This window comes from Streptomyces lucensis JCM 4490 (assembly GCF_014650035.1).
Classification (GTDB): domain Bacteria; phylum Actinomycetota; class Actinomycetes; order Streptomycetales; family Streptomycetaceae; genus Streptomyces; species Streptomyces lucensis.
Window position 1 is genome coordinate 113,990 of the sequence record NZ_BMUE01000012.1, and the last position, 13,286, is coordinate 127,275.

General features: G+C 73.8%; 14 protein-coding genes. 10 read left to right on the forward strand and 4 right to left on the reverse strand.

What is annotated here, in order from left to right; genetic code table 11:
- The first annotated feature begins 61 nt into the window (after positions 1-61).
- From IE177_RS25175 to IE177_RS25190, 4 genes are all read left to right on the forward strand, one after another.
- Positions 62-1,288, forward strand: a complete 1,227-nt coding sequence (locus tag IE177_RS25175) for an NYN domain-containing protein (RefSeq protein ID WP_190017698.1) — start codon at positions 62-64, stop codon at positions 1,286-1,288.
- An 82-nt stretch (positions 1,289-1,370) separates the two neighbouring features.
- The gene (locus IE177_RS25180) at positions 1,371-2,384 is read left to right on the forward strand and encodes an ABC transporter ATP-binding protein (protein WP_190017699.1); all 1,014 of its coding nucleotides are present in this window, start codon (positions 1,371-1,373) and stop codon (positions 2,382-2,384) included.
- 118 nt (positions 2,385-2,502) lie between these two features.
- Positions 2,503-3,324: an ABC transporter permease gene (locus IE177_RS25185; RefSeq protein WP_190017700.1), complete on the forward strand. Its 822-nt coding sequence runs from the start codon at positions 2,503-2,505 to the stop codon at positions 3,322-3,324.
- Positions 3,325-3,358: 34 nt separating this feature from the next.
- Positions 3,359-4,000: an AAA family ATPase gene (locus IE177_RS25190; protein ID WP_190017701.1), complete on the forward strand. Its 642-nt coding sequence runs from the start codon at positions 3,359-3,361 to the stop codon at positions 3,998-4,000.
- A 428-nt stretch (positions 4,001-4,428) separates the two neighbouring features.
- Here IE177_RS25190 and ybaK read toward each other — a convergent pair whose 3' ends face one another.
- The 4 genes from ybaK to IE177_RS25210 all read right to left on the reverse strand — a co-directional run bounded on the left by ybaK (position 4,429) and on the right by IE177_RS25210 (position 8,512).
- A complete protein-coding gene (gene ybaK / locus IE177_RS25195) occupies positions 4,429-4,932 on the reverse strand; it encodes a Cys-tRNA(Pro) deacylase (RefSeq protein WP_190017702.1) in 504 nt (167 codons plus the stop codon).
- Positions 4,933-4,945: 13 nt separating this feature from the next.
- Positions 4,946-5,686 carry an LON peptidase substrate-binding domain-containing protein gene (locus IE177_RS25200; RefSeq protein ID WP_190017703.1) on the reverse strand — a complete coding sequence of 247 codons (741 nt, stop codon included), beginning with the start codon at positions 5,684-5,686 and terminating at the stop codon, positions 4,946-4,948.
- 11 nt (positions 5,687-5,697) lie between these two features.
- Complete coding sequence (locus IE177_RS25205) at positions 5,698-6,750, reverse strand: hypothetical protein (protein ID WP_229816261.1); 1,053 nt, start codon at positions 6,748-6,750, stop codon at positions 5,698-5,700.
- A gap of 184 nt (positions 6,751-6,934) precedes the next feature.
- Complete coding sequence (locus tag IE177_RS25210; RefSeq protein WP_190017705.1) at positions 6,935-8,512, reverse strand: oxidoreductase; 1,578 nt, start codon at positions 8,510-8,512, stop codon at positions 6,935-6,937.
- 211 nt (positions 8,513-8,723) lie between these two features.
- On the opposite strand from IE177_RS25210, the gene hisD reads away from it, so the two are divergent.
- Genes hisD through priA form a run of 6 tightly spaced genes read left to right on the forward strand, consistent with a single transcriptional unit; the run spans position 8,724 to position 13,272 of the window.
- Positions 8,724-10,049: a histidinol dehydrogenase gene (gene hisD, locus IE177_RS25215; protein ID WP_190017706.1), complete on the forward strand. Its 1,326-nt coding sequence runs from the start codon at positions 8,724-8,726 to the stop codon at positions 10,047-10,049.
- The gene (locus tag IE177_RS25220; RefSeq protein WP_190017707.1) at positions 10,046-11,152 is read left to right on the forward strand and encodes a histidinol-phosphate transaminase; all 1,107 of its coding nucleotides are present in this window, start codon (positions 10,046-10,048) and stop codon (positions 11,150-11,152) included. The genes hisD and IE177_RS25220 overlap by 4 nt, the downstream gene beginning before the upstream one ends.
- Positions 11,149-11,742, forward strand: coding sequence for an imidazoleglycerol-phosphate dehydratase HisB (gene hisB / locus IE177_RS25225; RefSeq protein ID WP_190017708.1), 594 nt, complete (start codon positions 11,149-11,151; stop codon positions 11,740-11,742). Before IE177_RS25220 ends, hisB begins: the two co-directional genes overlap by 4 nt.
- A gap of 4 nt (positions 11,743-11,746) precedes the next feature.
- Positions 11,747-11,911, forward strand: coding sequence for a CG2302 family histidine operon protein (locus tag IE177_RS25230; protein WP_190017709.1), 165 nt, complete (start codon positions 11,747-11,749; stop codon positions 11,909-11,911).
- Positions 11,902-12,546 (forward strand): imidazole glycerol phosphate synthase subunit HisH, encoded by a 645-nt coding sequence (gene hisH, locus IE177_RS25235; protein WP_190017710.1) that lies wholly within the window; start codon positions 11,902-11,904, stop codon positions 12,544-12,546. Before IE177_RS25230 ends, hisH begins: the two co-directional genes overlap by 10 nt.
- Positions 12,547-12,549: 3 nt before the next feature.
- Positions 12,550-13,272 (forward strand): bifunctional 1-(5-phosphoribosyl)-5-((5-phosphoribosylamino)methylideneamino)imidazole-4-carboxamide isomerase/phosphoribosylanthranilate isomerase PriA, encoded by a 723-nt coding sequence (gene priA / locus IE177_RS25240; protein WP_190017711.1) that lies wholly within the window; start codon positions 12,550-12,552, stop codon positions 13,270-13,272.
- Positions 13,273-13,286 lie beyond the last annotated feature (14 nt).

Sequence of the window (13,286 nt, forward strand, 5' to 3'; positions counted from 1 at the left end):
CGCCGTCGGGCAGACTCGAAGCAAGTCCGAAGCAATGCCTCCCGGGAAGAGGGTGAGTCGCGTGGACCGATGCATCGTCCTGGTGGACGCCGGATATCTGCTGGGGGCCGCCGCCAGCCTCCTCGCCGGTGAGCCCTCACGGTCCCGGATCACCGTCGACCACACCGCGCTGATCCAGGCCCTGCGGGAACGCGCGGAGGCGGAGACCGAGCGCCCGCTGCTGCGTATCTACTGGTTCGACGGCGCCCCCGACCGGGTCCCCCAACCGGAGCACCGGCGGCTGCGCGTCATGCCCCGGGTCACCGTCCGGCTCGGCGCCCTCACCCGCAGCGACGGACGCTGGGCCCAGAAGGGCGTGGACGCGGCCATGCACGCCGAGCTGACCGAACTGGCCCGCAACCGCGCCTGCTCCGACATCGTCCTCGTCACCGGCGACGGCGACCTGCTGCCCGGAATGATGGCCGCCAAGGAGCACGGCGTCGCCGTCCACCTCTGGGCCGTGCAGGCCGCCGACGGCGACTACAACCAGTCCGAGGACCTGGTCGCCGAGGCCGACGAGCGGCGCGTGCTGGACCGTACGTGGATCACCCAGGCCGTGCGCGCCAAGGAGCTGACCGGCGTCTGCGCCCCGCCGCCCGCACCCCGCCCCGAGATCGCCGCGATCCTCTCCGCGCCGCTTCCCGAGTCCGCGCTCGCCGCGGCGTCCGAGCGGCCCGCCGAACAGGGCGTGCGCCCACCGGCCGCCGCCGCGGCCGAGAACGGCGTCCAGGAGCGGGTCCCCGCCCCCAAGGGCGTCCCCACCCCCAAGGACCTCGCCGGCCTGCGCGCCCCCGGCGCCGGCGCCCAGCCCGCGCAGCAGCCGGCGAGCGCGACGCTGCGCTGGTCCTCGGACAAGGGCTGGGTGGACCGCCCCGGCACGGTCGCCGAGCCGCCCGAGGTCGCCTCCATGCCGACGCTGGCCCAGCTCACGACGGCCGAGCAGCGGTGGGCCGACCGGGAGGAGGACATCACGACGGTCGGCGGCGATCCCTACGAGGTGGGCCAGGTCTTCGCCCGCCGGTGGATCTCCCGGCTCGGCGACCAGGGCCACCTGCAGCGGCTGTCCACGATGTACCCGCGCATCCCGCACCGCATCGACGGCGAGCTGCTGCGGTACGCGGCCCGGTTCGGGCTGCTGGCCCACAAGGACGACCAGATCGACGAGCACGACCGTTACGCCATCCGGGCGGGTTTCTGGCGGGAGGTCGACGTTCCGGCCGCCGCCGAGCACGCGGGGACGGGGGAGTGAGCGGGGAGGACCGTGCGCCGATCGCGCACGGAAGCGGACCCAAGGGCGAGCGAAGGCCCCGGACCCCGTAGTCTCGTCCTTTGTGAGTACGCGCGCGGGACAGGCCCTTCGGCATGACGAGGTCGTACGCGTGCGTGGGCTCAGCAAGACCTATCCGGCCGTCAGGGGGCGGCGCGGGGCGCCCGGCACTCCGCAGGTGCGGGCGACCGACGGCGTGGAGCTGGAGGTGCGGCGCGGCGAGGTCTTCGGGCTGCTGGGGCCGAACGGCGCCGGCAAGTCCACCCTCGTACGGCAGCTGACCGGATTGCTGCGGCCGGACAGCGGCAGTGTGGAGATCCTCGGGCACGACATCGTCCGGCATCCCGAGCGGGCCGCCCGGATCCTCGCCTACCTGGGCCAGGAGTCGTCCGCCCTGGACGAGCTGACCGTCTCCCTCGCCGCCGAGACCACCGGTCGCCTGCGTGGCCTGGACGTACGGCGGGCGCGGGCCGAGCGGGACGCGGTGCTGGAGGAACTGGGGCTCACCCCGATCGCCGGCCGGCCGCTGAAGAAGCTGTCCGGCGGACAGCGCCGCCTCGCCTGCTTCGCCGCCGCGCTCGTCGGCCGGCGGTCGCTGCTCGTGCTGGACGAGCCGACCACCGGCATGGACCCGGTGGCCCGGCGTGCGGTCTGGGCGGCCGTGGACCGGCGGCGCGCCGAACACGGTACGACCGTGCTGCTGGTCACCCACAACGTCATCGAGGCGGAGACCGTGCTGGACCGGGTCGCCGTCCTCGACCAGGGGCGGGTCATCGCCTGCGACACCCCGGCGGGCCTGAAGGAACAGGTCGCCGACGAGGTGCGGGTCGAGCTGGTGTGGCGCGAGCGGGCGCCGCTTGAGGTGCCCGAGGTCGCCGTCCTGCGCGAGCGGGCGCTGGAGTCCGGCCGGCGCTGGACGCTCCGGCTGGCGCCCGAGGAGGCCCGCGCCGTGGTCGCCACGGTGACCGGCGGGGCCGCCTTCGCCGCCCTGGACGACTTCACGCTCGCGACGCCCAGCCTGGAGGACGTCTACCTGGCGCTGGGCGGCGCGGCCCGGCAGGGTCTGGTGAAGGCATGAGCGCGCGGGCCGCGGAATCCGTATCGCGGTGCACGCCGGCCGCAGGGACATCGCGGTGCACGCCCGCCACAGGGACAGCGCGGTGCACGCCCGCCGCAGGGAAGAGGAGCAGCTCGTCGTGAGTGTCGTACCCGCCGGGGTCCTGCCGGGCGGCGCCCGGGCCGTGGAGGAGACGGCACCGGGGCCGGCCGAGCTGGGGCCGCCCGCGCGCCTGTGGCCGTCGCTGGTGGCCGTCTACCGGGCGCAGCTGTCCCGGGCCCGGGTGGCCCGCATCCCCCTGCTGTTCGTGGCCACCTTCCAGTCCGTCGGCATCGCGGTGATGATGCGCGGCGTCGTCGACACCGGCGGCGAGGCGCAGTCCGTGGTGGCCGGGTCCTCCGTGCTGGTCGTCGCGTACGTGGCGCTGAACCTGCTGTCCCAGTACTTCGGGCAGCTGCGGGCCAGCGGCGGGCTCGACCACTACGCCACCCTGCCGGTGCCGCCGGCCGCCGTGGTGCTGGGCGCGGCGGCGGCGTACGCCTCCTTCACCGTGCCGGGGACCCTGGTCACCGCCGTCTTCGGGTGCGTGCTGTTCGGGCTTCCGCTGTCCAACCTGTGGATCCTGGTGGCCGTCGTCCCGCTCGCCGGCGCCGCGCTCGCCGGGCTCGGCGCCGCCTGCGGACTGCTCGCGCCCCGGCCCGAGCTGGCCACGCTGCTCGGGCAGCTGGGCATGTCGGCGGCGCTGCTGCTGGGCGTGCTGCCCGCCGACCGCATGCCGGAGATCGTCCGGCTGGCCCGCGACCTGCTGCCGTCGACCTACGGGGTGGAGGCGTACGCGCGGACCTTCGGGGCACACCCCGACTGGGCCGTCGTCCTTGCTGACCTGGGAGTGTGCGCGGGTGTCGGAGTGGTCTCGCTGGCGGTGGCGACCTGGGCGTACCGCCGGGCCGCGGTCCGGTGACGCGGGGCACGGCACGACCTGGCACGATGACAGGGTGACCGCACCGCTGACTCCGCCTCCGCCGCCGCACGACAACACCCCGCACCAGGTCCGGCAGGCACCGCCGCCCGCCGGGGGGCCGGGCGTCGGCGGGTACGAACAGGACGGTCCAGGGATGAAGACGGAAGTGCGGGAGGCCGCCGTGATCACGGTGGCGCTGGCGCTCGGCGGGGTGCTGCTGGGAGCGCTGTGGTGGTGGCTGGCCCCGCACGTGCCGCTGGTCGGGGACGAGGCCCGCGGGAGCTGGGTCGTCTACCTCAAGGACTCCGAGGGGGAGCAGGCGATCGGCGTGGACGGAACGTTCACGCTGCTGGGGCTGGGCTTCGGACTGATCAGCGCGGTCGTCGTGTTCCTGCTGCGGCGGCGCGGCGGAGTACCGCTCGTGGTGGCACTGGGCCTCGGCGGGCTGCTCGGTTCCCTGCTGGCGTGGCGGCTGGGCATATGGCTGGGTCCCCAGTCCGACGTGATCGCGCACGCGAGGGCCGTGGGCAAGGGAGTCACCTTCTCGGCGCCGCTGAAGCTGTCGGCCAAGGGCGCGCTGCTCGCCTGGCCACTCGCCGGACTCCTGGTGCACATGGGCCTGACGGCACTGTTCGGCCCCCGGGACCCCGAGCCGGGGCACCCACAGCAGCGGTGACCGCCCCGCCACAGCATGCAGGTGGCGCCGGACCCGTGCGCTTGTAGCCCGCCCGGTCGGCGTCGAGGGCCGCGTGCCGGCCACACCCGGCCGGTCCGCCACCGGGTCCGCGCGGATGGCGCTCGCGGGCTCGTGCAATCCCGCGTCGGCGCTGTCCGTTCCGCCCGCCGGCCGGCGTCGGCAGCCTCCCGCCGGCACGGCCGGACGCGTTCACGCCGTCGGGCGGGCGTGTGCGTCGCGGTGGCGAGCGGTACGGTCCGCCACACCAAGTCCCGGCGGCCGCCGGACCGCCGTCCGGCCGTCGGCCACGCGCTCCGGCTTCGCGTCCGGCCGGCTCCGTCCGCGAGCGGTCCGCCCCACTCCGCGTCACTCCGGGCGGCGCCCGCTCGGTCGCGGGCCGGGGCCCCCGCCGGGCGGCGCTCAGGCCGTCAGACCCGGCCGATGGGCGCCAGCAGTGCCTGGGTCAGCTTGGCCAGGTCGGTCGGTGCCAGTTCGACCTCCAGGCCCCGGCGGCCCGCCGACACGCAGATCGTCGGATGGGCCTGCGCGGAGTCGTCCAGGACCGTGGGGAGCCTCTTGCGCTGGCCGAGCGGGGAGATGCCGCCGCGTACGTAGCCGGTGGTGCGTTCGGCGAGGGCCGGGTCGGCCATGGCGGCCCGCTTGCCGCCGACCGCCGCCGCGAGGGCCTTCAGGTCCAGGGACCCGGCCACCGGTACCACACCGACGACCAGGGCGCCGTCCACGTCCGCCACCAGGGTCTTGAAGACCCGGTCGGGGGAGACGCCCATCGCCTGCGCCGCCTCCTCGCCGTAGGAGGGGTGGGACGGGTCGTGGTCGTAGGCGTGGACCGTGAACTCCACGCCCGCCGCCGTCAGGGCCACCGTGGCCGGCGTGCCCCCGGACTGCTGCTGCTTCTTGGACTTCTTCGCCATCGACCGGGCTTCCTCAGTTCAGGCTCGTGGGCGCTCGCGTCAGTTCGAACGCGGGCAGCGACGGCAGGCTGCGGATGAAGGCCGTCTCGGACCGCAGCAGCTTCAGCTCGTCCCGCAGCCGCGACGCGGTGTCCGGGGCCTGGAGCAGCCGCTGCTTGGTCGGGGTGTCGTGCACCATCGCCGCCGCCACCAGGTACGACACCACGCCCGGGTCGTCCGGCAGCTCGGCGCCGGTGGACAGCGAGCGCTCACGGGCGCCCGCCAGGCGCTTCTGGTACTGGCGGAAGGAACGCAGCACCCCCTCGGCCAGCGCGCCGGCCTCGTCGCCGGGCTCCTCCGGCAGTTCCTCCAGCTCCGCCGTCAGGAACGGCCCCGAGGCGTCCACGGACAGCAGCCGCACCCGGGTCGTGCCGGTCGCCAGCACCTCGAACGTGCCGTCGGCCCGTTCCCTGACGGTCGCCGCGTCCGCCACACAGCCCACCCCGTGGAAGGCCTTGAGGGGGTCGGGGCCGAAGCCCGCCGCCGGGCCGCGCTCGGGCCGCGCCGTGGTGTCCGGCATGCCCGGGGCGCTCGGCGCCACCTCGTGGCCGTCGCGGATGGCCACGACGGCGAACCGGCGCGGTTCGTCCTCGGGGGACTTCAGCAACTCGCGCATCATGGCGCGGTAACGCTCCTCGAAGACGTTCAGCGGCAGCACGAGCCCCGGGAACAGCACCGTGTTCAGCGGGAAGAGCGGGAGACGGGCGGTGGTCACGGCGCCCCAGCCTAGTGGTCCCCGGCGCGGCCGTGCCCGCGGTGCCCGCCGGCGGCGTTCCCGGGCGCCGGTATCAGCGTGGCCGGGACGGGCCGGGGACCGGCCGTCAGCAGGTGTTCGCGCAGGCGCAGGAAATGGCCGAGGGGGTCGTCCGAGAACCGCTCCCAGGGGAAGGACGTGGCGTACGGCCCGATCAGGCGCACCTGGCCGCGGGCGTCCTCCCAGCGGCCGAGCCGCACGAGGACGTACAGGAGCTTGTTGCGGACCCCGGCGGGCCACGGGTCGGCCGCCGGGAGCCGGGCGGAGAGCTCGGCCGCCCGGTCCGCCGCCCCCTCCAGCAGCGCGCGGGGCAGCACGGGGCCGCAGCCGTCGGTCAGGTAGCCGAAGGCCGCGCGGGCCGGCAGCGCCTGCACGAGCGAGTCGGCCGGGGCGTCCTGCGCGGCCCGGTCGGCGAAGTCGAAGCACTCGCGGTGGGACCCGTGCCAGAAGGTGGCCAGGTACTGCAGGGCGGCCACGTGGCAGCCGTAGTGGTGCGGGGCGCGCCGGACCGCCGCCTCCCACAGCTCCTCGAAGTACCGGTGCCCGGCCCGGGAGCCGCGGGCATGGTCCAGCGCGATCCGCCAGGGCACCGGATCGCGGTCGTCGGCCCGGGCGGCGGCGGTGATGAGCGGGCTCACCTCGCGCAGCAGCTCCGCGCGGGCGGGCGACGACCAGACGCGGTCGACCGCCAGCTGAGCGCCGAGGAGCAGGACGCCGGGGTCGTCCGGGGCGGCGAGGCGCCACTTCTCGAACCATTCGGGACGCGAGTGGGCGAAGGCGGCGAGGCGCCGCACGTACCGGTCGCGCTCCTCCCACGCGCCCGCGGCGCGGGTGGCGGCCAGCAGCTCGGCCGCGGCGGCGTACTCGCCGCGGGCGGCCGCGACCAGCGCGGGGGAGAGGCGGTCGTCGGGCGCGTCGAGCACGGCATCGTCCCCGGCCGCCGGTCGGCCGGCCGGTCGCGTGGCGCGTTTGGTCATCCGGGTGGGGCGGATGAACGAGGGCAGCAGAGCCATGGTGTCGACCATTGAAAGACCGCAGGTCGGGACTGCGCCAGAGGGCCGGGACAAGTCACGGAAGGTTGTACGGCCGACGGTCAAGGACGGGTAAAAGGTGACGTGCGGCCGGCGGGAGCCCGCTGTGCGGCCGGTCGGCCGCGACGCAGGAGCCGTCGTAGCCGGTCAGCCGCGACATAGGAGCCGTCGTGGCCGGTCAGCCGCGCCGCAGGAGCCGGGTCGCCCCCGCCGCCACCGTGGTCGCCAGGATCCAGCCGAGCAGGATCAGCGCCGCCGCCAGCCACTGCCAGCCGCCGCGCAGCTGCCACTGGCCGGCCTGGCCCAGGTCGATCACCGGCAGCAGCAGGTCCAGGGTGAACAGCGCCGGGCTCCAGGACGGATGGCCGTCGTGGTTCACCGGCGGATGGTCCGCGTGCGCGAACGCGAGCGTGCCCGCCGCCCACAGCACCGCCATCCACACCGCGGCCCGGCCCGGCCGGTAGCCGTAGGCCACCGTCCAGTCCTGCGCGTAGCCCCAGAGCTTCCCGGCCAGCGGCAGGGTCTCGCGACGCCGGCGCTGCTTGGCGAGCAGCACCTCGCGGGCGTCCTCGTCCTCCCCGGCCGCGCGCAGCACCGCCGCGAGCCGCTCGTACGGCTCCGGGGCGTACTCGGCGGTGGCCGCCGCCACCCAGTCCAGCCGCCGGCCCAGCGGGAACGGACCGCGCGGGACCAGGTTCTCGTAGGTGAACCCGCCCATGTGGAGGCTGCCGGGGCCGGGCCAGCTGCCCGCGTGGTCCACCAGGGTCACGATCCGCGCTCCGGACAGCACCACCCTGCCGCGCTGCGGCCGGTCCCCGAGGAAGCGCAGCTCCGGTGTCTGCACCCGGCGCAGCGACAGCTCCTGGTCGTCGGTGAAGACGAAGCGCGCCCGCTCCAGGTCGACGGCGTCCCCGAACCGGCCGTCGTCCAGGCGCACCCCGCCCCGGCACTCGAAGCGCTGGATCCGCGTCCCGCGCGCCGGCGTCGTGCCGCTCAGCAGCGCGCTGCCCACGCCGGCCGGGGTCAGGTACAAGGTGCGTTCGACCGTCAGCTGCGGCGCGTTCAGGGCGTGCCGGGAGTAGGGGTTGGTGAGTTTCGCGCCGCGCAGGCTGAGCGAGACACCGACCTTGGCGCCGCGCAGGCTCAGCTCGCCGTGCGACTCCAGCAGTTCCGCCTGCAGGTCCTGGCCGACGCTCATGCCGTCCGCCGAGATCGACCGGCCGCTGCGGTCCCGGTACGCGATCACCTGGTTGAGCAGCAGGTCGGTGCCGATCTGCGCGTCGGTCAGCCGCACCCCGTACTGGAAGCGGCAGCGTGGCAGGTGCAGGTCGCCCTCGGTGTGCACCCGGGCCGCCTCCAGCCGCGGCACCGAGCAGTCCACCATGCGCACGGTGGTGAACCGGGCCTCCGGCAGCCGCACCTCGTCGTCGAACCGGCAGCCGCGCAGTTCGACGTACGGCGTGACCGTGCCGCCCGACAGGTCCAGCGTGCCGGTGATCCGCACACCGGCGAGCTTCAGCGCGGACACCCGGCCAGCGAGGGCGGGCGGGCCGTCCAGCAGAAGCCAGCAGACGACGCGCGCCCGCACGCTGCGCTCCGGCCCCCAGGGATGGCCGCCGTGCGGATCGTCCACGACGGAGTCCCCGCTGCCCAGGTCGTACACGCTGCCGTCGCGGAAGGCCTGCCACATGCCCGCCTCGGCCGCGGTCAGGTCCTCCGGCAGGTCCCCGGCGCGGTCGCCGGTCCCCTCGGTCACCGCTCTTCCTTCTCCCTCGCCCGTTCCAACCCCATATGTGTCACCTGTGTCGTACTGGCGTTCATGCCCGGTGCGTGACGCCCCGAACACAACCGGTGAAGTCGATCTTCCGGGTTCCGGCCACCCTATGTACCAGCCTTTGGCCCACGTTCTGTATCAGCCATTGATACGCGGCCACGGCCCACGGCGCCGGTCTGAGAGAATTGGCACTGTGATTTCCCGAATCGATCTGCGCGGCGACGCCCTTCCCGAGGGCCCCGCCCTGCGCGACCTGCTGCCCCGAGCCGACTTCGACGTCTCGGCCGCCCTGGAGAAGGTGCGTCCGATCTGCGAGGCCGTGCATCATCGGGGCGATGCGGCGCTGATCGACTTCGCCGAGAAGTTCGACGGAGTACGGCTGGAATCCGTCCGTGTCCCGGCCCGGGCGCTCACCGACGCCCTCGAAGGCCTCGACCCGGCGGTGCGCGCCGCCCTGGAGGAGTCCATCCGCCGTGCGCGCCTGGTCCACCGCGAACAGCGCCGTACGACGCACACGACGCAGGTGGTGCCCGGCGGCTCCGTGACCGAGAAGTGGGTGCCGGTCGAGCGCGTCGGGCTGTACGCGCCGGGCGGCCGCTCGGTCTACCCGTCGTCCGTGATCATGAACGTGGTCCCGGCCCAGGAGGCCGGCGTCGAGTCGATCGCGCTCGCCTCCCCGGCCCAGGCCGAGTTCGACGGGCTGCCGCACCCGACGATCCTCGCGGCCTGCGCGCTGCTCGGCGTGGACGAGGTCTACGCGGCCGGCGGCGCCACCGCCGTCGCGATGTTCGCCCACGGCACCGAGTCCTGCCCGCCCGCCAACATGGTCACCGGCCCCGGCAACATCTGGGTCGCCGCGGCCAAGCGCTACTTCACCGGCAAGATCGGCATCGACGCGGAGGCCGGCCCGACCGAGATCGCGATCCTCGCGGACTCCACGGCCGACCCCGTGCACGTGGCCTCCGACCTGATCAGCCAGGCCGAGCACGACCCGCTCGCGGCGGCCGTACTGGTCACCGACTCCGTCGAGCTGGCGGACGCGGTGGAGAAGGAGCTGGAGCCGCAGGTCGCGGCCACCCGGCACATCGACGACCGGATCGTGCCCGCGCTCAAGGGCAGGCAGTCCGCGATCGTCCTCGTCGACGGCGTCGAGGAGGGCCTGAAGGTGGTCGACGCCTACGGCGCCGAGCACCTGGAGATCCAGACCGCCGACGCCGCCGCGGTCGCCGACCGCGTCAGGAACGCCGGCGCGATCTTCATCGGCCCCTGGGCCCCCGTCTCGCTCGGCGACTACGCGGCCGGGTCCAACCACGTCCTGCCCACCGGCGGCTGCGCCTGCCACTCCTCCGGCCTGTCGGTGCAGTCGTTCCTGCGCGGCATCCACATCGTCGACTACACGAAGGACGCGCTGGCCGAGGTCGCCCACCACGTGGTGACGCTGGCGGAGGCGGAGGACCTGCCCGCGCACGGCGCGGCGATCAAGGCCAGGTTCGGCTGGAAGGTACCCGAGAGCAAGTGACCGGCATCGACGATCTCCCCGTGCGGGACGAGCTGCGAGGCAAGTCCCCCTACGGCGCGCCCCAGCTGGACGTCCCCGTACGGCTGAACACCAACGAGAACCCCTACCCGCTGCCCGAGCCGCTGGTCGAGCGGATCGCGGAGCGGGTGCGGGAGGCCGCCCGCGACCTGAACCGCTACCCCGACCGGGACGCGGTGCAGCTGCGCACCGAGCTGGCCAGATACCTGACGAAGACCGGTAAGTACCCGCTCGGCGTCGAGAACGTGTGGGCCGCGAACGGCTCCAACGAGGTCATCCAGCAGCTGCTGCAGACCTTCGGCGGTCCGGGCCGCACCGCCATCGGCTTCGAGCCGTCGTACTCGATGCACGCCCTCATCGCGCGCGGCACCGGGACGGGCTGGATCTCCGGTCCGCGGGGCGAGGACTTCGCGATCGACCTCGCCGCCGCCGAGCGGGCCATCGCCGAGCACAGGCCGGACGTCGTCTTCGTCACCACCCCCAACAACCCCACCGGCAACGCGGTACCGCCCGGGACGGTCCTCGCGCTGTACGAGGCGGCCCAGGCCGCCAAGCCGTCCATGGTGGTCGTGGACGAGGCCTACATCGAGTTCAGCCACGGCGAGTCGCTGCTCCCGCTGCTCGAGGGCCGCCCGCACCTGGTCGTCTCCCGGACGATGTCCAAGGCGTTCGGCGCCGCGGGACTGCGCCTCGGCTACCTCGCCGCCGACCCGGCGGTCGTGGACGCCGTGCAGCTCGTCCGGCTGCCGTACCACCTGTCGGCGATCACCCAGGCGACCGCCCTGGCCGCGCTGGAGCACACCGACACGCTGCTGGGCTACGTCGAGCAGCTGAAGGCCGAGCGCGACCGGCTGGTCGCCGAGCTGCGCGCGACCGGCTACGAGGTCGTCGAGTCCGACGCCAACTTCGTGCAGTTCGGCCGGTTCGACAGCGCCCACGAGGCCTGGCGGAAGATCCTCGACCGGGGCGTCCTGGTCCGGGACAACGGCGTACCGGGGTGGCTGCGGGTGTCCGCCGGCACCCCCGAAGAGAACGACGCGTTCCTCGACGCGGTCCGTGAGTTGAAGAAGGAGTCCCAGGCATGAGCCGCGTAGGACGCGTGGAGCGCACCACCAAGGAGACCTCGGTCCTGGTCGAGATAGACCTCGACGGCACCGGGCGGACCGACATCGCCACCGGCGTCGGCTTCTACGACCACATGCTCGACCAGCTCGGCCGGCACGGTCTGTTCGACCTGACCGTGAAGACCGACGGCGACCTGCACATCGACTCCCACCACACCATCGAGGACACCGCCCTCGCGCTCGGCGCCGCCTTCCGGCAGGCCCTCGGCGACAAGGTGGGCATCTACCGCTTCGGCAACTGCACGGTTCCGCTGGACGAGTCCCTCGCCCAGGTCACCGTCGACCTCTCCGGCCGCCCCTACCTCGTGCACACCGAGCCCGAGAAGATGGCGCCGATGATCGGCGAGTACGACACCACGATGACCCGGCACATCCTGGAGTCGTTCGTGGCCCAGGCGCAGATCGCGCTGCACGTGCACGTGCCCTACGGGCGCAACGCGCACCACATCGTGGAGTGCCAGTTCAAGGCGCTGGCCCGGGCGCTGCGCTACGCCTCCGAGCGCGACCCGCGCGCGGCCGGCATCCTCCCCTCGACGAAGGGCGCGCTGTAAACCCATGAACGGTCTGTCCACCGTCCTGATCGTCGTCGGCCTCTTCCTCGTCGGCGGCATCATCTCCTTCGTCAAGCAGAAGATGCCCACCAGCCTGATCGTGCTGCTCTCGATCGGTGCCGCGATGTGTCTGGTCGCGGGCGTCATCCGGCTGGAGGTGTGGAGTTGAGCGGCAAGAAGGTCGTCGTCTTCGACTACGGCTTCGGCAACGTCCGGTCCGCCGAGCGGGCCCTCGCGCGCGTGGGCGCCGACGTCGAGATCACCCGCGACTTCGACCGGGCGATGAACGCCGACGGCCTTCTGGTGCCGGGCGTCGGCGCCTTCGCCGCCTGTATGCAGGGCCTGCGGGCCGCCCGCGGTGACTGGGTCGTCGACCGCCGGCTGTCCGGCGGACGCCCGGTCATGGGCATCTGCGTCGGCATGCAGATCCTGTTCGCGCGCGGCATCGAGCACGGCGTCCAGGCCGAGGGCCTGGACGAGTGGCCCGGCACCGTCGAGCCGCTCCAGGCCGACGTCGTGCCCCACATGGGCTGGAACACCGTGGACGCCCCGGCCGGCTCCCAGCTGTTCGCCGGCCTCGACGCGGACGCCCGCTTCTACTTCGTGCACTCCTACGCCGTCCACGACTGGGCCCTGGAGACGAACAACCCGGTGATCGAGGCTCCCAAGGTCACCTGGTCCACCCACGGCAGGCCCTTCGTGGCGGCCGTGGAGAACGGCGCCCTGTGGGCCACCCAGTTCCACCCCGAGAAGTCCGGCGACGCCGGCTCCCAGCTCCTCACCAACTGGATCGGAACCCTGTAGACCATGGCCAAGCTCGAACTCCTCCCCGCCGTCGACGTCCGCGACGGCCAGGCCGTACGCCTCGTGCACGGCGAGTCCGGGACCGAGACCTCCTACGGCTCCCCGCTGGAGGCCGCCCTCGCCTGGCAGCGCTCCGGCGCCGAGTGGCTGCACCTGGTCGACCTGGACGCCGCCTTCGGCACGGGTGACAACCGCGCGCTGATCGCCGAGGTCGCGAAGGCCATGGACATCAAGGTCGAGCTGTCCGGTGGCATCCGCGACGACGACACCCTCGCCGCGGCCCTCGCCACCGGCTGCACCCGCGTCAACCTCGGCACCGCCGCCCTGGAGACCCCCGAGTGGGTCGCCAAGGTCATCGCCGAGCACGGCGACAAGATCGCCGTCGGCCTGGACGTGCGCGGCACGACCCTGCGCGGCCGCGGCTGGACCCGCGACGGCGGCGACCTCTACGAGACGCTGGAGCGCCTGAACAAGGAGGGCTGCGCCCGCTACGTCGTCACCGACATCGCCAAGGACGGCACCCTCCAGGGCCCCAACCTGGAGCTGCTGAAGAACGTCTGCGCGGCCACCGACCGCCCGGTCGTGGCCTCCGGCGGCGTGTCGTCCCTGGACGACCTGCGTGCCATCGCCCAGCTGGTGCCCCTCGGTGTCGAGGGCTCCATCGTGGGGAAGGCCCTGTACGCGAAGGCGTTCACCCTGGAAGAGGCCCTGGCGGCCACGTCTTGAAATAAGGATGCGGT

Coding starts and splice junctions, on each gene's coding strand:
- ybaK (WP_190017702.1), bottom strand. CDS start 4,932: ATGGCGAAGAAGTCCAAGAAGCAGCAGCAGTCCGGGGGCACGCCGGCC.
- IE177_RS25205 (WP_229816261.1), bottom strand. CDS start 6,750: ATGGTCGACACCATGGCTCTGCTGCCCTCGTTCATCCGCCCCACCCGG.
- hisB (WP_190017708.1), top strand. CDS start 11,149: ATGAGCCGCGTAGGACGCGTGGAGCGCACCACCAAGGAGACCTCGGTC.
- IE177_RS25230 (WP_190017709.1), top strand. CDS start 11,747: ATGAACGGTCTGTCCACCGTCCTGATCGTCGTCGGCCTCTTCCTCGTC.
- priA (WP_190017711.1), top strand. CDS start 12,550: ATGGCCAAGCTCGAACTCCTCCCCGCCGTCGACGTCCGCGACGGCCAG.